Source organism: Veillonella parvula, from assembly GCF_024461875.1.
GTDB classification, from domain to species: Bacteria; Bacillota; Negativicutes; order Veillonellales; family Veillonellaceae; genus Veillonella; species Veillonella parvula_I.
This window is the reverse complement of the sequence record NZ_JANGAL010000001.1, coordinates 195,903-216,446: the sequence shown is the minus strand read 5'-3', so window position 1 is coordinate 216,446 and position 20,544 is coordinate 195,903. Positions and strand designations below refer to the sequence as shown.

17 protein-coding genes, 1 tRNA gene and 1 other RNA gene are annotated in these 20,544 nt (G+C 39.4%); all 19 read right to left on the bottom strand.

Annotation, left to right across the window (positions count from 1 at the left end):
- Nucleotides 1-154 precede the first annotated feature (154 nt).
- Nucleotides 155-484 (bottom strand): thioredoxin family protein, encoded by a 330-nt coding sequence (locus NE668_RS00990; protein ID WP_004698670.1) that lies wholly within the window; start codon nucleotides 482-484, stop codon nucleotides 155-157.
- 57 nt (nucleotides 485-541) lie between these two features.
- Nucleotides 542-892, bottom strand: an RNA gene (gene rnpB / locus NE668_RS00985) — RNase P RNA component class A.
- A gap of 49 nt (nucleotides 893-941) precedes the next feature.
- A complete protein-coding gene (locus NE668_RS00980; RefSeq protein WP_227037091.1) occupies nucleotides 942-2,045 on the bottom strand; it encodes a Nif3-like dinuclear metal center hexameric protein in 1,104 nt (367 codons plus the stop codon).
- 15 nt (nucleotides 2,046-2,060) lie between these two features.
- Nucleotides 2,061-2,792, bottom strand: coding sequence for a tRNA (adenine(22)-N(1))-methyltransferase (locus NE668_RS00975; protein WP_077708558.1), 732 nt, complete (start codon nucleotides 2,790-2,792; stop codon nucleotides 2,061-2,063).
- A gap of 244 nt (nucleotides 2,793-3,036) precedes the next feature.
- A tRNA-Ile gene (locus tag NE668_RS00970) sits at nucleotides 3,037-3,111 on the bottom strand.
- Nucleotides 3,112-3,182: 71 nt separating this feature from the next.
- On the bottom strand, nucleotides 3,183-3,740 hold the full coding sequence (gene folE, locus NE668_RS00965) for a GTP cyclohydrolase I FolE (protein ID WP_008601351.1): 558 nt from the start codon (nucleotides 3,738-3,740) through the stop codon (nucleotides 3,183-3,185).
- A gap of 81 nt (nucleotides 3,741-3,821) precedes the next feature.
- A complete protein-coding gene (locus NE668_RS00960; RefSeq protein WP_227037092.1) occupies nucleotides 3,822-4,568 on the bottom strand; it encodes a 4Fe-4S cluster-binding domain-containing protein in 747 nt (248 codons plus the stop codon).
- Nucleotides 4,555-4,893 carry a 6-carboxytetrahydropterin synthase QueD gene (gene queD / locus NE668_RS00955; protein WP_227037093.1) on the bottom strand — a complete coding sequence of 113 codons (339 nt, stop codon included), beginning with the start codon at nucleotides 4,891-4,893 and terminating at the stop codon, nucleotides 4,555-4,557. The genes NE668_RS00960 and queD overlap by 14 nt, the downstream gene beginning before the upstream one ends.
- Nucleotides 4,894-5,098: 205 nt before the next feature.
- The gene (gene rpoD, locus NE668_RS00950) at nucleotides 5,099-6,259 is read right to left on the bottom strand and encodes an RNA polymerase sigma factor RpoD (RefSeq protein ID WP_004696398.1); all 1,161 of its coding nucleotides are present in this window, start codon (nucleotides 6,257-6,259) and stop codon (nucleotides 5,099-5,101) included.
- Between the two features lie 28 nt (nucleotides 6,260-6,287).
- Nucleotides 6,288-8,060 (bottom strand): DNA primase, encoded by a 1,773-nt coding sequence (gene dnaG / locus NE668_RS00945; protein WP_227037094.1) that lies wholly within the window; start codon nucleotides 8,058-8,060, stop codon nucleotides 6,288-6,290.
- 255 nt (nucleotides 8,061-8,315) lie between these two features.
- The gene (gene rny, locus NE668_RS00940) at nucleotides 8,316-9,917 is read right to left on the bottom strand and encodes a ribonuclease Y (protein WP_256195410.1); all 1,602 of its coding nucleotides are present in this window, start codon (nucleotides 9,915-9,917) and stop codon (nucleotides 8,316-8,318) included.
- Between the two features lie 118 nt (nucleotides 9,918-10,035).
- Nucleotides 10,036-10,479 carry a regulatory protein RecX gene (locus tag NE668_RS00935; RefSeq protein WP_004696402.1) on the bottom strand — a complete coding sequence of 148 codons (444 nt, stop codon included), beginning with the start codon at nucleotides 10,477-10,479 and terminating at the stop codon, nucleotides 10,036-10,038.
- Nucleotides 10,480-10,481: 2 nt separating this feature from the next.
- On the bottom strand, nucleotides 10,482-11,522 hold the full coding sequence (gene recA, locus NE668_RS00930) for a recombinase RecA (RefSeq protein WP_004696404.1): 1,041 nt from the start codon (nucleotides 11,520-11,522) through the stop codon (nucleotides 10,482-10,484).
- A gap of 4 nt (nucleotides 11,523-11,526) precedes the next feature.
- Nucleotides 11,527-12,774, bottom strand: a complete 1,248-nt coding sequence (locus NE668_RS00925; protein ID WP_008714256.1) for a competence/damage-inducible protein A — start codon at nucleotides 12,772-12,774, stop codon at nucleotides 11,527-11,529.
- Nucleotides 12,775-12,811: 37 nt separating this feature from the next.
- Complete coding sequence (rimO, locus tag NE668_RS00920) at nucleotides 12,812-14,158, bottom strand: 30S ribosomal protein S12 methylthiotransferase RimO (protein ID WP_004696407.1); 1,347 nt, start codon at nucleotides 14,156-14,158, stop codon at nucleotides 12,812-12,814.
- Between the two features lie 55 nt (nucleotides 14,159-14,213).
- Nucleotides 14,214-15,251 (bottom strand): ABC transporter substrate-binding protein, encoded by a 1,038-nt coding sequence (locus NE668_RS00915; protein ID WP_008601367.1) that lies wholly within the window; start codon nucleotides 15,249-15,251, stop codon nucleotides 14,214-14,216.
- Between the two features lie 56 nt (nucleotides 15,252-15,307).
- A complete protein-coding gene (locus NE668_RS00910; RefSeq protein ID WP_004698698.1) occupies nucleotides 15,308-17,254 on the bottom strand; it encodes a YgiQ family radical SAM protein in 1,947 nt (648 codons plus the stop codon).
- Nucleotides 17,255-17,293: 39 nt separating this feature from the next.
- A complete protein-coding gene (locus NE668_RS00905) occupies nucleotides 17,294-17,746 on the bottom strand; it encodes a helix-turn-helix domain-containing protein (protein WP_004698676.1) in 453 nt (150 codons plus the stop codon).
- Between the two features lie 48 nt (nucleotides 17,747-17,794).
- Complete coding sequence (locus NE668_RS00900) at nucleotides 17,795-20,539, bottom strand: FtsK/SpoIIIE family DNA translocase (protein WP_038125475.1); 2,745 nt, start codon at nucleotides 20,537-20,539, stop codon at nucleotides 17,795-17,797.
- Nucleotides 20,540-20,544: the final 5 nt, after the last annotated feature.

Here is a 20,544-nt window from a genome sequence, read left to right as displayed (position 1 = left end):
ACATGATGACAATCATATTTTTACTATTTTATTATATCACTTAACATTCTTGAAAACTATGAAATTTAACAAAAAAGCTGTATATAAGAAATTAACTTTCCTTATATACAGCCTCATGTTATTCATTTCCTAAGAATTCCTAGTTATTAATTAATCAGATAACTTCCTTTATTAGAGACTCAAGCATATCTGCTTTTTTATAGCCCACAAGGGAATCGAGCATTTTGCCATCGCGGAAGAATACTAAGGATGGAATACCATCAACATCTTCTTTTAACAAAATACCGCGAAGATTTTTATCTTCTGCATTAACACTAAAGAATTCTACTTGACCTTTTAAACGCTCTGCTACGTCTTCAATCTCTGGGCGCATAACAGTGCATGGTTCGCACCAACCAGCCCAAAAATCAACAATAGCTAAACCTTTAGCGCCAAGCACTTTCTCATCAAATTCTTGTACACTAGTAATTGCTGTAATTGCCATGAATTTCTCCTAACAAAGATCTACAATCTTATATACTATCAATTATATGTTAAATATAGAAGCAAGCAATCAATAAGCCGAGTTCTGTTCCGCTTGCGCGGTGACGATTATCTTTCTAGGCGTACAGTCGCCTGCACGCTCGAGCGACACAACCCGGAAGGTAGGCGGGACCACCCTTAACCCTTCCCTATTCGGTCTTGCTCCGGATGGGGTTTACCGAGCCAGCCTGTTACCAGACTGCTGGTGAGCTCTTACCTCACCTTTCCACCCTTACCACTTACGTGGCGGTTTCCTTTTCTATGGCACTTTCCCTAAGGTTACCCTCGCCAGACGTTATCTGGCATCCTGCCCTATGGAGCTCGGACTTTCCTCGAGTCTTATAGACTCGCAACCGTCTTTCATACTTGCTTCAATTCAGTTTATCATAGCTAACAATTTGTTGCAAGAAAATGCATCATTACACAAAGAAGAAATCATTTTGTTCTGTGAAAGCTTTCACAGGAACAGTAAGCCCTGCAGAGATTAAATAGTCACGTAAACCATGTGCCACTATAGACTCAGTTCCAAAATGCCCCGCATCAACTACGAGTAAGCCTAATTCCTTAGCCATTTGCGCCTCATGATACTTTACATCACCTGTAATATAGGCATCTACATGTAACCGGGCAGCATCCTTAATAAATTCTGCACCTGCACCAGAGCATAGAGCAATGGATTGAATCGCTTTCGGCACAATACCAGCAAAACGAATGTTAGCATCAGGCAACGCTTCTTGTACCCACTCACGGAAAGAATCTAAGTTTAATGCATTAGGCAAGCGACCTACCCGTCCTAGATATTGAGTTGAACTAGTAGGCTCGACTATATTCAAAACCTCATAAGCAACTTCTTCATATGGATGAACAGCTTTCATAGCCGCTACGACTTTGCTTAAATACGTACCATCAACGATAGCATTCACTTGTACCTCAGGAACCACGGTCAAAGCGCCAGCTGCCCCAATGACAGGATGAGAATCTTCATTACCAACAAAGCGTCCTTCCCCATGGATACTGAAACTACAATGCTCGTAATTGCCAATTCGGCCTGCCCCTGCATCGCCCATCGCCAAGCGAACCGCATCAGCCGAGCTTTCAGGTACAAAGGTGGTCACCTTATAAAGCGCCTCTTCACCAGTTTTAATGAAGCCCTTTATATCTATGAGTCCCAATTGCTTCGCCAACATATCATTGAGACCGCCTGGAGCGATATCAAGATTTGTATGAGCACTATATACGGCAATCTTATGTTGAATCAGCTTATTAATCGTACGCCCTTGAGCAGTATCACATGATATCTGTTTCAACCCTTTAAAGATTAATGGGTGGTGGCTAACAATTAAATTACAATTTTGTTCAATAGCATATTCTACGGTTTCTTCTGTTACGTCTAACGTAGTCACTACACCTGTAACAACTACATTCCGATCGCCCACCATTAAACCTACATTATCCCAAGACTCTGCATAGGAGCGCGGTGCTAATTGTTCCATCAAGGTAATAACTTGTTGAACTGTTATCATACAACTCACTTCTTTCTATTTATTCTCTAAAAGATTACGAAGAAAATTAACTTCCTGCTCTAAATCCTGATATTTATCAGTATGATTTAATTTCTCTGTCATATCATCTAATGCACATTGTCGTTGATATATTAAATACTCTATATATTTCATCCAAAGTGGTGGTCTATCTTGTTCCAATAAAGCCCCTACAGACCACAACAAGGAGTCTTCCGGTAACGATTGATAAACATCTACATATTCAGTCATACCTGTATAAGCTTCCACGCAGTCATTGCGCACGGCTAAAAATGCTGTATAGAGCTTACCAGCATCTTCTACGATGATTTCTAGAACGATAACATATCCCTTTTGAACCATATATTGACGTAATTCTTTTTGTCCATTCTGTGGTTGGAGTACATAGAACTCTAATGGTTCTGGGCCTGCATCTACAATATCCCGCATTAAAAATCCACCCATACCACAACAAATGGCGCCGTTCAACTCGCCCTTTTCTGTCACTTTAAGACCATCGCCTAAACGACAATCTACTTTATCGGCTAGTCCACAAGACTCAACATATGATCTTGCAGACTCTAACGGACCTTTATGTACATCACCGGCAATGACATATTCAGCGCGTTGACGATTGATGAGCTCTACCGCTAAATAGCCATGATCGGTACCGATATCAGCAATGGCATGAGCCTTTGGTACGATTGAGAATACCGCTTCTAGGCGGTCCATCATAGGTCTAGGTTCCATAACATCCTCTACTATTACTAATTATATATTACTAACTATTCATTCTTAATTCTTAATTCTTAATTATTTATTCTTGATTATTTTTTGCTTATTTTATGCTTATTTATTTACATATTTGTTCTCGTTTATTTATTTCTAAACATAATACTATTCAAAAATAAGCTTTGTTAAGTTACACAAATAAATAATTTACATATAAAAATAACCGCCCTTGAATTCTCAAGGACGGTAGATGTCAACATAATGGTGGGCCCACCTGGGTTCGAACCAGGGACCGACCGGTTATGAGCCGGTTGCTCTACCCCTGAGCTATAGGCCCTCAGTTAGTTTCTAGCTTATTAATTATACCGAATAGACTATCATTTAGTCAAGGCAACTCAAACGCTAAGACTATTTCATTAGCATAAAACGGTGAATCATATGATCTTCGTTAAATACGCCTTTAGTAGTTAGTGTAGTCGTTTGGCTATCTGTAGATTTAATGCCTCGTGCACTCATGCAGCTGTGAGACGATGTAATGTGCACAATAACATCATCAGACCCTGTCGCTAAGGAAATTACTTCCGCAATATCTTCACCAATTTTTTCTTGCAATTGTAAACGCTTGCAGCACATTTCAGCTATGCGGGGAATCTTAGATAAACCTATGACACGACCTTTTGGGATGTACCCAATACTGATACTCATATCATACATCAATGCCATATGATGTTCACAATGAGAGAAGCAAGTAATATCCTTTACTACTACCATTTGGTTTGTATCTACAGCGAAGGTCTTACCATACATTTCTGCAATCTCAGCATTTGTATACTGAATGCCTTCATATACCTCTTCCATCATTTGAGCCACCCGTTTCGGTGTTTCTAACAAACCGTCCCGATTAGGATCCTCACCTAATGCTTCTAACAACTGATATATAAGCGATTCTATTTTTTTTGTATCCATATTTACCCCTTTATATCAAGATTTCATCAGACCTCATATCATACCATAGAAAAGATACTGATACTACACAGCCTAACAATACTATACACCCTTTGCATCTGGATCCCAGACAAATTTATGGATTTGCAGTTGGAATCGTACATTCTGCAAATTATATGTTTTCATATAATCGATAATCGATGCCGCCTCAATCTGTCCCCATACAGGCGATACATATATTTGAGCCACTGTAGGATATTTACTAATTATGCGACGCATACAATCCAAATCTTCTGGAGAACCAACGACAAACTTAATCAAATCACGTTCTGTAGCCACCTTGAATATATCTATATTCATAGACTCTTCGGCTAAAGAGGACGGCGTTTTATAATCGTAGGTAAACCACACATTATCTCTATGAAAGCTCGGTATAATCGTGCCATTTGTTTCAATATTGAAATCATAAGGACTATTATTAGGCCTCTCTCGTTTATCTACATCTTTATCTACATCATTAATACGAGTTAAATCACTTTGACTTGATGAACTGTCTTGTATCTTTAAAGCCTTCCGACGATTTAATTCATCAATTAACTCTACAACAGCAGCTTCTTGTAATAGAGGCTCCCCACCAGTAATAGTAATGCGATGATTGCCTAAGCTTTCAATAACATCAGCCACCTCAGCTACAGTCATCTCTGTGAATACACTATCAATGCCGTAGCTATAAGTCGTGTCGCAATAGGAACAGCGAATATTGCAATCATGGAGGCGTAAAAATGTAGTCAGCAAACCTTGCCGACTACCTTCCCCATCAATAGAGTCAAAAATCTCAATCACGTTCATAAATAGCTGTGTTCCCTTCAGATTCTTGAACCTCTACTTTAAAGCATTTTGGGCCCAATTCATCAGCAATCCATTTTGCCATATTCTCCGCAGTAGGATTAATATTGCCTAGTACATCGTTGATATGGCGATGGTCCAAGCGACCATAAATTTTTTCTTTAATAATCGTAAAGTCGATAACCATCCCATTATGATCTAACTCTTCAGAGCGAGCATGAACTGTAATAATCCAGTTATGCCCATGAAGATTTTGACATTTACTTGGATAATCTAGTTTCAATTGATGAGATGCACTCACCTCTAACCGTTTAGTAACTGTAAACATTATATCTCCTATCTATTACATAAGCGTTTAACTTATATCTATTACATAAGACTTATCGCTATTACATGAAACCCTTGTCTATTACGTAAGTCTTATCATAAAATGCTTTTTATTGTAAGATATTACCATTTTTTATTATAACACAAAAGGGTTGTAATACAGTGCTATACAACACTGCATTACAACCCTTAAGAGATTCAAAATCTTATAAGAAGTCTTTGATTTTATCACGTTTACCGCGGTTGCGCAATTTAGTAAGCGCTTTACCTTCAATCTGACGAATACGTTCTCTTGTTACATTGAAATGTTGACCAACTTCTTCCAATGTACGAGGCTTACCATCCTTCAAACCAAAACGTAAAATCAAGACTTGTTGCTCACGATCAGTCAAGCATGTAAATACATCTTCAATCTGCTCTTGCAATAAAATGTAGCTAGCTGCATCATCTGGAGCAATTGCATCTTGGTCCTCGATGAAGTCCCCTAAATGGGAATCTTCCTCTTCACCAATCGGAGTTTCCAAAGATACTGGCTCTTGGGCGATTTTCTGAATTTCACGCACCCGCTCTACAGTAATTCCCATACCTTCAGCAATTTCTTCTGGCAATGGCTCACGACCCTTGTCTTGCAACAATTGTCTAGAAATACGAATCAATTTATTAATTGTTTCTACCATATGTACAGGAATACGAATCGTACGAGCTTGGTCTGCAATAGCACGCGTAATCGCTTGACGAATCCACCATGTAGCATACGTAGAAAATTTATAACCTTTAGTATAATCGAATTTATCTACCGCTTTAATCAGACCTAGGTTACCTTCTTGGATTAGATCCAAGAACAACATACCACGACCTACATAACGTTTCGCGATACTTACAACTAATCGCAAGTTAGCATCTACCAATTTTTTCTTAGCCTTTTTGCTAAGTTGAATATCTTTATATGTAGCATCCTCTTGTGCACCAGCTTCGATTTGCTTAGCTAATACGATTTCTTCGTCAGCTGAAAGCAATGGTACGCGACCAATCTCTTTTAGGTACATTCGTACAGGGTCATCAATATTAACACCAGAATCAACACTTAAATCGATAGAAATTTTCTTCTCGCTAGAAACTTCGTCTTCATCTTCATCCGTTTCAATTGTATGACTATCTGTATCATCAGCATCAATATCTGCCACAATCTCTACATTCAATTTACCCAAAGTCGTATAAATATCATCTAATTGTTCCGCAGTAATTTCCGTCTGCTCATGAAGAGCATCTGAAATCTCGGATTGTGTCAACACACCGCTCTTACGGCCTTTTTCAAGAAGTTGCTCAACAATCTCCTCTATTTGACTTTTTTGTACTTTCTTAGCCACAGCGCTCTCCTTTTTAACCATTAATGATTTACTTAGACCATTCTCTAATTAAATTCTGTATTTCCTGACACTTATGTAATTCGCTAATAAACGTCGAATCTCCTGCTCGTTTTAATTGATCCGCCATAATTGAATGCGCTTTATACTGTTCACGCAATGAATGGAGCCTTATCTTGCGGATTAATGCAGGCACTTGTACCTTATATTCATCGTCACTCATGACGACCAACCTAGAGTAAATATCGTATTCTTGAGAAGATAAAACAGATTGAATTGCAGTTTCATCTAGACGACCTTCGGACTTATACAAGGTGAATAGCTTTTCTATTATACCTCGATATTCAATTTTTTCAAAGTCCTCTAATGGCAAATAGCTCATCATATGTTGTAATACTTCGCCATCTGTGAAAGCTAAGGACAATAATTTTTCCGCATCCCCCTTTGGTAAGTCCTGTATTGGCAAAGGTGTTGATGCAGTATCCACTAATTCAATTTGTCCTTTTTTCACATAATCTCTAAAGTATCTAAAAATAGTACTATTATCAAGCCATAATGGCAATGCCAATGTTTTTAAAGCATCATCTCTCTGTGTTTGACTATCTATATTTGCAATATATGGGAAAACATCTGCCATAACAGCCTGCTTCCCTTCTGTATCATTTGTATCGTGTTTAATCAAAGACTCACTTAATAGATAATCAAGAGGTTTAACAGCTTTAGCAACTAACTCCTTAAATGCCTGTCCCCCATGATTACGCACATAATCATCTGGATCTTTGCCGTCTGGCATAGCAAGGACACGCACCTTAAAATCCGTATTTTGCAATAACTCAATAGCCCTAGCAGCCGCTTGACGACCAGCACCATCCATATCATAAGCTAACACGATTTCTTCAGCTTGCCTCATCAAGATATGCCCATGATCTCTTGTATAAGCAGTCCCCAATGATGCGACTACATTAGTAACACCATGATTATGAGCGGATATAACATCCATATAGCCTTCTACAAGAATAGCTTGTTTTTCCTCACGAATAGATTTATAAGCCTTATCAAAGGCAAATAAGAGTTTACCTTTTTCAAAGATTGATGACTCTGGAGAGTTTAAATATTTTGGTGTACTATCATCCATAACGCGCCCACCAAAAGCAACTACTCGCCCTTTACCATCCATAATGGGGAACATAATTCTATTTCTGAAGAAGTCATAAAATTGACCCTTTTGGTTCTTTCGGACAAGATTCAACTCTAAAAGAATGGAATCATCAATGCCACGCTCATGAAAGGCACGATATAACTTATCCCAACCATCAGGAGCAAAACCAAGCTTAAATGTTTCTATGGTCTCTTGTGTGAGCCCTCGCTTTTTCAAATAATCTAATCCCACTTTACCAATAGACGTTTGAGTGAGACAGTTATGGAAAAAGGTAGCCGCTAAATCAGAAGCTTCATACAGTTTTTTGCGCCTTTCATCTCTAGCTCTTTGTTCAGGTGAAAGTTTCGCCTCTGGCAATGGAATATTAGCTCGATTAGCTAGCCGCTCTAGGGCTTCTACAAAAGTTAAATGCTCTAATTCCATAAGAAATTTAATAGCATTTCCTGATGCATGGCACCCAAAGCAATAATAAAAACCCTTTTCAGGGGCTACACTAAAGGATGGCGTTTTTTCATTATGAAATGGACAACAACCCCAATAGTTCTTGCCGCGTTTCTTTAAGGCTACATGCTCGGATACAACTGACACGATATCATTAGCATCTTTGATTTGTTCAATCAACTCATTTTCAAAATATCGGCTCATAGCCAACGCCTCCTTCCCCATATATATATTAATTCTATATACAAATAAAAAATCCTCTATTTGTAAAGCATTTTAATCAATTAAATTATTAAAAAAGTATAAATAACTTGATACGAATCATAGGAATCATCATCTACAACACAATGTAAATGATGATTCCTATACGCCGTATATAGCAATATATAATTACCGAAACTTTGATAACAATAGGCTGCAATGAAAACATTGCAGCCTATACTTATCGCTTATAGCATATTATTTTGCGTAATCCACAACGCGAGTTTCACGAATAATTACGACCTTAATTTGGCCTGGATATTCAAGTTCTGACTCGATGCGTTTTACGATATTCCGAACAAGTAATGTAGACTCAGCTTCATCAATCTTATCCGGTTTTACTACAACGCGAATCTCACGACCGGCTTGAATAGCAAAACATTTTTCAACGCCTTCGAAGGATTCAGCGATTTCTTCCAATTTAGATAAACGTTTTAAGTAGTTTTCTAATGTTTCTCGACGTGCTCCTGGACGGGCAGCGGAGATAGCATCAGCGGCAGCTACTAATACAGCTTCTACAGTTTGGAACTCTTCATCACCATGATGAGCACCAATACAGTTAATTACTGCTGCACTTTCACGATATTTACGAGCCACATCAACACCGATTTGAACATGAGAACCTTCAAGTTCACGGTCTAATGCTTTACCAATATCATGAATCAAACCACCTCGTTTAGCCAAAGTTACATCACAGCCTAGTTCAGCTGCCATTAAACCTGCTAAATGAGATACTTCAATGGAATGTTTCAATACGTTTTGACCATAACTAGTACGATATTTCAAACGGCCTAAAATCTTAACAATTTCAGGATGTAAGCCATGAACATCAGCTTCAAATGTCGCTTGTTCACCAGCCTCTTTAATAGTTTGGTCCACCTCTTTACGAGCTTTACCAACCATTTCTTCAATACGAGCTGGATGGATACGACCATCTACAATCAATTTTTCCAGCGCAATACGAGCCACTTCACGACGAATTGGATCGAAGCCGGAAAGAATAACTGCTTCTGGTGTGTCATCGATAATCAAATCAATACCTGTTAATGTTTCGAGTGCACGAATGTTACGGCCCTCACGACCGATAATGCGCCCCTTCATTTCATCATTAGGCAATGCCACTACGGATACGGTAGTTTCCGCTACATGGTCAGCTGCACAACGTTGGATAGCAGAGGAGATAATTTCTTTCGCTTTTTTCTCCGCTTCATCCTTAGCTTGCTGCTCCATTTCCTTAACCATAATCGCCGTTTCATGACGGATTTCTTGTTCCACATTCGTTAACAAGATATTTTTTGCTTCTTCGAACGTCATGCCAGAAATACGTTCCAATTCTGCCATTTGTTTTTCATACAAAGCTTCTACCTTTTCACGGCTTTGGGCTAAGTCAGCTTCTTTGCGATGTAAAGCTTCCTCTTTGTGCTCAATATTGTCTAATTTTTTATCCAAAGATTCTTCTTTCTGAAGAATACGACGTTCCATACGTTGAAGTTCAGAACGACGATCTTTATTTTCTCGTTCTACATCAGAACGGAGCTTATGAATTTCTTCTTTCGCTTCTAATAAAGCTTCTTTCTTTTTAGACTCAGCTGTGCGTTCACCATTTGCAATGATGCGAGCAGCCTCTTGTTCAGCTTGATTCAGTTTTCCTTCAGCAATATTTTTTCTTAAAAAATAGCCTACCCCTAGTCCAATCAGTACCATTACCACTGCAATTAGACTATACTCTAAAATTTCTTTCACCTCCTTTTTATTTCTCAAAATTGAGCTTTCATGATCCTTTTTATGCCCTTTATGCATTAAATTATCAATTAGCCATATCATCATATAAATAAATAAGGCTATTATTAATTTTAGACTTCAAAGCCCTTTCTGTCAAGATTTTACAAGCCTACCAAGGCCTCTCAAAAAGCAGAATTTATTCATAAAAATCATTGCATACAACTTGAATTGTGCTTGTTGAGAACCCCCTGTATTTGAGAAAACTAAAAACTTTTACCCGAGGAGTCTTCTCTTCATTGAGAATAGATCCAAATTTTTTTTCTACCACCCGATAAGCAGCTTTTACCTCATCATAAGCAGAAATTTCTTGAGGAATCGCAAGTCCTCGAAGTTTCATTTTTTGCTTAATCATATAAGCACCGTATTTCTGTTCTTTCATCAAATAGGCTAATACCTGCTCAGATAAACGTTCATCATTAATGTAATCATAATCTTTAAGGCGCTCAAGGACCCTCTCAATGATAGGGTCCTCGAATTGTTTACGTCTCATTTTTTGCGTCAGCTCATAAGAACTAAGGAAGCGCTGAGCTAGGAAGCGATACGCTTGATCCATAGCAGCTTGCATCGTTTCGTCACTCATGATTATACTTCTTCAGTTACTTCTTCACCAATTACATCGATTTCTTCAGTGCCAACAGCCAATGTATCACGAATAATGCGATCGATTTCATCAGCTATTTGTGGATTCTCTAACAAGTATTGTTTAGCCGCTTCCTTACCTTGCCCCATACGTTCCCCATTATAGGAGTACCAAGCACCAGATTTATTAATAATTTCCATATTTGTACCAATATCAATAAGTGTGCCAGTTTTAGAGATACCTTCGCCATACATCAAATCAAATTCAGCTGTCTTAAATGGAGGTGCCACCTTATTTTTGACAACTTTGACTTTTGTTCGAGCGCCAACATTTTCGTTGTTTGCTTTAATTAATTCCCCTTTACGAACATCAAGTCGTACGGAAGAATAGAATTTCAACGCACGACCACCAGTCGTTGTTTCAGGATTACCGAACATAACACCTACTTTTTCACGCAATTGGTTGATGAAGATAACAACTGTTTTGGATTTACTGATGATACCAGTCAATTTGCGCAAAGCTTTACTCATCAAACGAGCTTGTAAGCCTACGTGAGCATCGCCCATTTCGCCATCGATTTCCGCTTTAGGAACCAAAGCCGCTACGGAGTCAACTACAACAATATCTACTGCACCACTGCGAACAAGAGCTTCTGTAATTTCTAGAGCTTGTTCTCCATTATCTGGTTGAGAAATCAACAAATTATTGATGTCTACCCCCAAGTTGCGAGCATATACAGGATCCATCGCATGTTCCGCATCAATAAATGCTGCAATACCACCTTGTTTTTGAGCTTCTGCTACAGCGTGAAGAGCGACTGTTGTTTTACCAGAAGATTCTGGACCGTAGATTTCAATTACACGACCACGAGGGAATCCACCTACACCAACAGCAATATCGATAGCAAGAGAACCAGAGGAAATCACCTCTACATTCATGCGATCTGCCGCTTCACCAAGACGCATAATAGCACCTTTACCAAAATCTTTTTCAATTTGTTTTAACGCGTTATCCAACGCTGCTTGTCTGCCATCTACAGCCATTATTTTATTTCCCCTTTTCTGTTATATAAGTATAAACATAGTATAGTGCTAGTTCTGCCGCACTTTGTCTAATATCTTCTCGATTGCCAATTAAATTAGCTTTATGGGCCACTGTGCCATATGGACCAGTAACACCAAACCATACAAGACCAACAGGCTTTTCTCGAGTACCACCTCCAGGACCAGCTATGCCTGTCGTAGAAACAGCATATGTTGTTTGGCCAACAGTTCGTGCCCCCTCTGCCATAGCCTTAGCCACTTGTTCACTAACAGCGCCATATGTATCTAACATATCTTGTGGTACACCTAAAACACGATGTTTCACATCATTACTATACGAAATGACACCACCCATATAGTACTCACTACTACCACTGACATTAGTAAGAAGCTTACCAACCAATCCTGATGTACATGATTCAGCAGTACTAATAGTACTATGTTCCTCTAACAAGGTTCGACCTAATGTTTCCTCCATAGAAATTGTTAAGTTGCGCCCTATGCGAGAGCCTAAGCGTTCTCGTATGATTGCATCCCAAGGATTAAGTAGGTCTTGTGCCGCTTCTAATGTTTCAGCCTTAGCAGTGATACGAACCTCAATGTAGCCTTTTTTAATGAGTAAAGCAATGGTCGGATTAGATTGCTTCTTAATTAGATCCATCAAGGTGCTTTCTAAATCAATTTCACGAATATCATATACGCCATAACGATAGGATGTAACAACACCTTGAGAACCAAATCGGCCATTTAAATAAGGAACTACGCTCTCTTGGAACACGCCCTTCATTTCTCCAGGAGGTCCAGGTAAAAGTATGTACGTAGTGTCGCCATCTTCAACGACTACACCTGGAGCAACTCCAACAGGGTTATATAATACCTTTGCCCCTTTTGGTAATTGTGCTTCTCGCCGACTCGCATCGGGTATAGTACGGTTTACACTTTTAAAGAATCTTTCAAGCTCGTTCATGGCCTCTTGATTAAACACAATAGGTCTGCCAATTGAATCGGCAAGTACATTACGTGTAATGTCGCCCTGCGTTGGTCCTAGCCCACCAGTACTAATAACGATATCAGCCCTTGTACTAGCGAGCTGAAAAACTTCAGCCATTCGTTTCGGATTATCACCTACCACCGATTGATGGGCAATGGTATATCCTAATTTATTTAACTCTTGTGCTAGCCAAGATACATTCGTATTTACTGTATCACCTAGCAATAATTCTGAACCTGTAGAAATAAGTTCTACAATCATCAGATCACCTCCACAATCGAATGTATCGAACTGTGTATTATTCTACAACCGTAGCTACTACATCATAAGCAAAGCCTTGCTCTACTTGTACCTTAAGAATATCACCAGGTTGAATGTCTTCACCGCAGTCTTCAATGTACATATTACCATCTACATCAGGTGCTTGAGATTTCAATCGACCTTTTGCAAGCAATGTGTTATTCTCGCCTTCTTCGATTTCCTCTACCATAGCATAATCAATGGTACCTTCTAAATTGCGATTGTTCTCTTCAGAGATAGCAGCTTGGATGGACATAAGAACGTGATAACGCTCTTCTTTGACCTCTTCTGGTATTTGGTCTTCACGAGCACCAGCTGGTGTACCATCTTCTTGAGAATACGTAAATACGCCCATATTATCGAATTTGATTTCTTTTACAAAGTCACAAAGTTCCTCAAATTGTTCATCTGTTTCACCAGGAAATCCAACGATGATAGAGGTGCGCAATGTAATATGAGTCGGTGCATTTCTAATCTTCTTAAGCAAGCGCTCAATATCATTGCGATCGTCTCGGCGATTCATTTGTTTCAAAATATCGTTATTAACATGTTGCAATGGAATATCTACATATTTACAAAGCTTTGGCTCATTAACAATAATATCTAACAATTCATCAGAGAAAAATGTCGGATATAGGTATAGCATGCGAATCCATTCTATGCCTTCTACAGTTGTTAATTCTTTTAACAATGTCGTCAATAATGGTTTGCCAGCATTAAGGTCGATACCATAGCTCGTTGTATCTTGAGCGATAAGGACAACTTCCTTAACCCCGGTCGCAGCCAATCGTTCCACTTCAGCCTTAATAGACTCAATAGTACGACTACGGAATGCACCGCGTACCTTAGGAATAATACAGAATGTACACCCGTTATTACAGCCTTCTGCAATTTTTACATATGCACTATAACGAGGTGTTGTTTGAATACGAGGCATGCGCTCATCATAGATATTCGTAATATTTTCCATGATACAACTGCGATTGCCGTGCTCAATAGCATCAACGGCTACCATAACTTGATCCCATGCACCGGTACCGATTAATGCATCAATTTCAGGAATTTCTTGGAATAATTCATCCTGATATTGTTGGCTAAGACAACCTGCTACGATAAGGCCCTTACAAGTACCATCCTCCTTATATTGGGCAACCTCAAGGATGGTATTTATAGACTCAGCCTTAGCTTTTTCAATAAAAGTACAGGTATTTACAACGATAAGATCTGCTTCGCTTAAGTCTTCTGTAATCGAATAGCCATTATCTCTCAATAAGCCTAACATTACCTCTGTATCTACTAAATTTTTAGCACAACCTAGGCTAACATATCCTAATTTTTTCCCCATTCTATATCCTTTCGTCACTAGATTCTTTTTTATTTATTTCATTTATACAACTGACTTAGTCCTTACGGAATCGTACTTGACTAACCCAATGATTTAATAGTAACTTTTTACCTTCTAGAGTATAGCCACCATTCACAGGCCATAATACTAAATCATGCCCCATAGAATCTTTTGGCTCATCCATCTCAGGATTAGTAAATATATAAGTAAAATTCTTTTCTACCATATATTTCGCCGTTTTAGAAGATAGTAACCAATTAATAAACTCTACACTATCTGCTTTATGTTTTGAATTTTTTAAAACGGCAGCACCAGTCACATAATAAGACGTACCATCTTTAGGATAAATGATCTTAATTGGATACCCATGATGACTATATTGCGCCGCATCAGACAAGTTACCAATACCAATATTTGTCTCCCCTAGCGCAGTTAGGCGTATTGGAGTAGACAAAAATTTAGCATGTTGAACCACATGGGGCTTCAAACTATATAAGTATTCAAGAGCCTCTGGTTCCCCTTTATACTCTACCATATTATATAGCAAATTGGCCGCATTCTGAGATGCTACAAAATCGGTCATAACGATAGACCAATCACCTTGTTTTCCCAATGTATCCCATGTAGTAATATATTTACCAATGCCATTATGGAAGGTATCATTCTGAACAAATACGATGGGATCATACCAAATACCAACCCAATAGCCATTTGGATCCTTTAGATTATCACGTACCTCGTCAATACGTTCATTGACGATGGGCATATATTTACCTGCATTGGCACCAATTACGAGATTATCTTCAGAAGTTAGCACCAAATCACCAGAAGTATCAGCCACTGTAGAAGCCGACCGTTGTGACATTTGTTCCTCTGTAAGAGGCATTACAGTGACTTTTACCTTTTGTTCCTCTTCATAACGCTCAGCAAGCATAGCTGTCAAAGTATTAGGTAAGTCCGTATAGACTATAATTTCACCACGAATAGGCTCTTTGGCCTGTTCTATTTGTTCTTGTTGGTAAAAGTTTATGCCATAGATCAACATTCCTACCACAAATAATGCTAAGATGCTCGGAGCAATCCATCGTTTCATATATGCCTCCCATAAGACATAAAGTATCTTAAAATGAGAGTAGCTAGAGCTACTCCCTACATGTAACGACCACCAAAACTTTTATTAGATGTACGAACTTTAGTCACATCTCTACTACGCCTTTTTCCAGTCTGGCATCGATTCCTAGATTCGCAACCTCGTTTGCCATTACGAGATTTACTAGATTGGCTAATACGCTTAGAATTTCCACCAATTGGTCGGGGTGGAATTAAACATTCTGGGCCAAAGCCAATTAAATCACGTCGATTGGCTTCTATGAGAGCCTCTTTAACAAGGTCATAGTTTTCAATATTTTTAAACTGCATCAATGCGCGCTGTTTTGCTTTATCTCTACCCTTTTTAGCAACATATACAGGTTTTCCATCTAGTGGATTAATGCCCGTATAATACATACAAGTAGAAAGGCTACCCGGCGTAGGAATAAAATCCTGTACTTGCTCTGGGTACATATGGTGATCTCGTAAAAATTCCGCTAATTCAATAGCATCCTCTAGGGCACAACCGGGATGAGAGCTCATAAAGTACGGTACTAAGTATTGTTTCTTACCAAGCTTTTTATTTGCCTCTTCAAACCAAGACTTAAAGGTTAGGAATTCTTCTTTACCAGCTTTCCCCATCATATTGGTAACCCGTTTAGATACATGTTCTGGAGCTACCTTTAGCTGCCCACTTACGTGAAACTCACAAAGTTCCCGCACAAAGTCTTTATTGTTATCGGCCAGTACATAGTCATAACGCAAACCAGAACGAACAAATACCTTTTTTACACCTTTTAGTTTACGTAATTTACGTAGTAAAGCAATATAGTCATCATGATTTGTATTCAAGTTTTCACAAGGCTCTGGAGCCGCACAAGTACGACCTTTACACGCACCATAGACAGCTTGTTTATCGCAAGCTAGATGGCGGAAGTTTGCCGTAGGGCCCCCTACATCATGAATATACCCTTTAAAGTTGTCCATCTTGATCATCATGTGAGCTTCTTCAATCAAAGACTCATGACTACGATTCTGGATGATACGCCCTTGGTGATTAGTAATAGCACAGAAAGAACAACTGCCAAAGCAACCTCGTTGGCTCACAAGGCTAAATTGAACTTCGCTTAATGCTGGCACACCACCCTTATCATCGTATTTAGGATGCCACTTTCGAGTATATGGCAAGTTATAGACACCGTCCATTTCCTCCTGTGTCAATGGCAAGGCAGGCGTGTTCTGAATGAGATATCTATCACCATGCTTTTGGACTACAATACGTCCATAGAACGGATCTTGTTCATCGTATTGAATGCGGAATGCATCGGCAAAATCCATCTTATCCGCCTTAATAGCTTCATACGATGGGCACTCTACATAGTCAATAGTTGGAATTTCCTTTGCCATGTAGCAAATGCCACGTATAGATGGCAAAGACTCTTTAAATCGCCCCTGATCTAAGGCATCAGCTAGTTCAACAATTTGAAGTTCTCCCATGCCATAGACGAGTACATCGGCCTTAGAATCTACTAAGATGGATCGACGCACCGTATCTGACCAATAGTCATAATGACCAAAGCGACGCAAAGACGCTTCTATACCACCAATGATAAGAGGTACATCACTGTAAGCCTCCTTCATACGGTTAGCATATACCAAGGTAGCACGATCTGGACGATGACCTGACTCACCACCTGGAGAATAATCATCTTGACGGCGAACTTTCTTTGCTGCCGTAAATTTATTAAGCATTGAATCTAAATTCCCTGCCGTAACAAGGGATGCTAGACGTGGTTTACCTAGTTTTTTAAAAGCCTCTACATCATTCCAATCTGGTTGATCTATAATGCCTACACGATAACCTTTGGATTCCAAGTATCTACCGATAACTGCAGGCGCAAAGGATGGATGGTCCACATAAGCGTCCCCACTGATGAGAACGAAATCTAATTCAGCCCAACCACGTTCCTTCATATCCGAAGGTTCTGTTACTAAAAATCTATCCATTGATTGTGTAAATGCCTTTCTATCATGCCTAATCAGATACTAGAACAGGAATAACCATAGTAAAAATAATGCCATGCAAACTAAAATAATCCCTAAAATAATGCGTTCTTGTACAATAGAGCGTTGACGTTTTCGTTGACGCGTTTCTAAGGACATACGCTTTTTAGATGTTTGATATTCAACAAACTCACTTTGTACCAAATTAGGAGTTGCTTGAGCCTTCCGTCTTGTAACAGAACGTAAAGAAAAGGTATCTATGTCTCCTACTTGGCCCTGATATACTTTCACCAAGCGATCCCCATCAAGATCTAAGTAGTTACCATAGTTTCGAATAAAACCTTTTACGTAGACTTGACCAGGAATGATATCATAGTTACCATCTTCGATAGCCTCTAAATAGGTTGTTTTAATGTGCAGCACTTGCTCCACATCTTTAAAGGTTAGATTACGTCTTACCCGTTCACGTCGTAATTCTTCGCCTAATTCAGCCATTTTCGTTCCTTTCTAAATCTACGTAATATTCATATAGTAATTAGCTAATTATTGCTCATCATTAGAATCGGAGAAATATCTAGCCTTAGCTTGTTCAGGGCTCATTAAAATTTCTCGAGCCTTACTGCCCATGCTAGGGCCAACGATTTTAAGGTCTTCCATTGTATCTACAAGACGTGCCGCACGGGTGTAACCTATACGGAAACGACGTTGCAACATCGATACGGAAGCTTGACCAGATTCCATAACGAGATTGACAGCTCGCTCTAATAATTCATCGCGGTAAACATCATTATTATCAGAAGATTCTTTTTCAGCTTCCTTTTCCACTTCTTGAGTTACCGTATTATCATATTCTGGTTCTCGTTGAGCTTTCACAAACTCTACAAGTTTTTCTACCTCATCATCAGAAATGAAGGCCCCTTGTACACGAATAGGTTTATTAGCACCAATCGGAGCAAATAACATATCCCCTTTACCCAATAGTTTCTCTGCTCCTGCCATATCAAGAATGGTACGAGAGTCAATTTGAGAGCCTACAGCAAAGGAAATACGACTTGGCACATTGGCCTTGATAGAACCGGTAATAACGTTAACAGATGGCCGCTGCGTAGCAAGAACCATGTGAATACCTGCAGCACGAGCCATTTGTGCTAAACGACTAATAGATTCTTCAATATCATCAGGAGCCGTCATCATAAGATCAGCTAACTCGTCGATAATCAACACGATTAGCGGCATAGCAGCCTTAGGATGCGCTTCATTATAGCTCTTGATATCACGTTTACCAGATGCAGCAAACGCCTTATAACGAGCCTCCATTTCACGAACGGCCCAACGCAATACAGCTGCTGCTTTTTTCATATCCGTTACAACTGGAGCCATCAAGTGCGGAATCCCATTGTAAATAGACAATTCAACCATCTTAGGGTCGATTAATAATAACTTAACCTCTTCCGGTTTGCGGCTAAAGAGAATACTAGAAATTAATGTATTTACACATACGGATTTACCAGAGCCAGTTGTACCAGCTACGAGCAAGTGAGGCATCTTCGCAAGGTCTGTAATAACAGGCTTTCCTGCAATATCCTTACCAAGGCCGACAGGAATACCTCCACGAGCATCTTTAAAGTCACTGCAATCAAGTACATCGCGTAAATGAACGGCTTCTGTCGTTTTATTAGGGACCTCAATACCGATGGCAGATTTCCCTGGAATCGGAGCCTCCATACGAATATGTTGTGCTGCCAAATTGAGGGCAATATCATCTGTTAAATTAACGATACGACTCACTTTCACGCCTGGTGCAGGTTCAATTTCATAACGTGTAACAGTTGGGCCTTGTGTAGCATTAACAACCTTTGCAGTAATACCAAAGTCACTCAATACATGTTCAAGCATCATCGCATTTTGTGCTACTTCTTCACCATTGTTTTGACTCCCCTTCCCTTTCGCCAAAATATCTAGGCTTGGGAAATGGTAAGGTCTATCATAGGACCGATGAATCTGTCCATCTTTAGATACAGCTACTTGCGCCGTATCTTCTGTAGTACTAATAATGGACGGTACTTGTAACCCCATACCTGCCATACCAGCTCCAGCACTTACAGAACTTGCCGCTGCACCCGTTCCTGGCACAGCGGAGGCAATAGCACCGTGATTCGTTTCCAATGGTCCTATTGTTGTATTTTGATAAGAGAATTCTGGTTCTTCATCATCAGAGTTTTCTACAGTTCCACCCTCATCTGAATACTCTTCATCTGGTGTATATGAATAGTCCTCATCTGGAACATATACATAATCATCACTCGTAGATCTATGCGTATCAGAGAATTGTTCAAAATTATCAGCTTCATAAGACTTAGCATCACCAGATGCTTCAGATATATTAGCCAATTGCTCAGCCGCACGATTACGTGCTTCTATCTCAGCCAATTCCTTCCAAGATGTAGGAGTTCTTTGTGACTCCATAGTAGTAACTGTATCTTCAATAGGATCAACATCTACAGCTGTGGTAGAGTCAAAAAGGTCTCTTCCAGTAGCAATGCCTTGTTTTTCTAGGGCATCTAATGCTTGATCTGCCGCATCAGCAAAGCGTGTATCTTTTTCCCTGTTATAAGCTTTACGCTGTTCTGCCGCTTCTTTACGTTGTTCATTCCAATCTTCAAAGACTTCTTTTGCAACAGCAACCTTCTCGGCAGCTACCTCTTTTGCAACATCAAGGCCAACCTGTGTTTTGTCCGCGGCCTTCTGTAATCCACTGCGCAAAGACAAACGTGTCACCAGTAATCCAAAAGCTATGAGTAAGAATACATCAAGAATAATAGCCCCTAGGTTACCTAATAGTGTACGAAGGAATGTAGCAATTGCACCACCTACGAAACCACCTTGATTAGCTAGTTGTGTAGTAATGAGTTCCTGCCCCTCAGGAACGCGCCACAAGGGAACAAGAGCTAACAAAAATAGGAAAAACAAGGTCATTACAACCCCTCGTTTTGTAATGGAAATAAATGTATCCTTATATAATAATCTCCAACCTAACCAGAAAACACATAAACAAGGAATAATCCCCCCTAAGCCAAAGCCATAACGGAATATACCTGTTAAAATCTGTCCTACAAGGCCGAGTTCAAAGCCGAAAAAGCCCAGAAAGGAAATCACAGCAAAGGCAATGACAATAAGGCCTTTCACTTCGCTGCGCAAAGAAAAACTTTGAGACTTTGATTGCTGTTTTGTACTTGTTCGCTTACGGCGTGTGTTGCGTCTTTTGGTGGAAGTATTTTCTTCTGCCATAAATC

Excerpts from the sequence above, each read along its gene's own strand:
- queD (WP_227037093.1), bottom strand. The coding sequence starts at position 4,893 with ATGTTTACAGTTACTAAACGGTTAGAGGTGAGTGCATCTCATCAATTG.
- NE668_RS00960 (WP_227037092.1), bottom strand. The coding sequence starts at position 4,568 with ATGAACGTGATTGAGATTTTTGACTCTATTGATGGGGAAGGTAGTCGG.
- NE668_RS00935 (WP_004696402.1), bottom strand. The coding sequence starts at position 10,479 with ATGAGTGACGAAACGATGCAAGCTGCTATGGATCAAGCGTATCGCTTC.
- NE668_RS00905 (WP_004698676.1), bottom strand. The coding sequence starts at position 17,746 with ATGGCTGAATTAGGCGAAGAATTACGACGTGAACGGGTAAGACGTAAT.
- rimO (WP_004696407.1), bottom strand. The coding sequence starts at position 14,158 with ATGGGGAAAAAATTAGGATATGTTAGCCTAGGTTGTGCTAAAAATTTA.
- rny (WP_256195410.1), bottom strand. The coding sequence starts at position 9,917 with ATGCATAAAGGGCATAAAAAGGATCATGAAAGCTCAATTTTGAGAAAT.
- NE668_RS00990 (WP_004698670.1), bottom strand. The coding sequence starts at position 484 with ATGGCAATTACAGCAATTACTAGTGTACAAGAATTTGATGAGAAAGTG.
- NE668_RS00915 (WP_008601367.1), bottom strand. The coding sequence starts at position 15,251 with ATGAAACGATGGATTGCTCCGAGCATCTTAGCATTATTTGTGGTAGGA.
- NE668_RS00900 (WP_038125475.1), bottom strand. The coding sequence starts at position 20,539 with ATGGCAGAAGAAAATACTTCCACCAAAAGACGCAACACACGCCGTAAG.
- NE668_RS00980 (WP_227037091.1), bottom strand. The coding sequence starts at position 2,045 with ATGATAACAGTTCAACAAGTTATTACCTTGATGGAACAATTAGCACCG.
- NE668_RS00910 (WP_004698698.1), bottom strand. The coding sequence starts at position 17,254 with ATGGATAGATTTTTAGTAACAGAACCTTCGGATATGAAGGAACGTGGT.
- dnaG (WP_227037094.1), bottom strand. The coding sequence starts at position 8,060 with ATGAGCCGATATTTTGAAAATGAGTTGATTGAACAAATCAAAGATGCT.
- NE668_RS00925 (WP_008714256.1), bottom strand. The coding sequence starts at position 12,774 with ATGATTGTAGAACTTATTTCTACAGGTTCAGAATTATTGCTAGGTGAT.
- NE668_RS00975 (WP_077708558.1), bottom strand. The coding sequence starts at position 2,792 with ATGGAACCTAGACCTATGATGGACCGCCTAGAAGCGGTATTCTCAATC.
- folE (WP_008601351.1), bottom strand. The coding sequence starts at position 3,740 with ATGGATACAAAAAAAATAGAATCGCTTATATATCAGTTGTTAGAAGCA.
- recA (WP_004696404.1), bottom strand. The coding sequence starts at position 11,522 with ATGGCTGTAGATGGCAGACAAGCAGCGTTGGATAACGCGTTAAAACAA.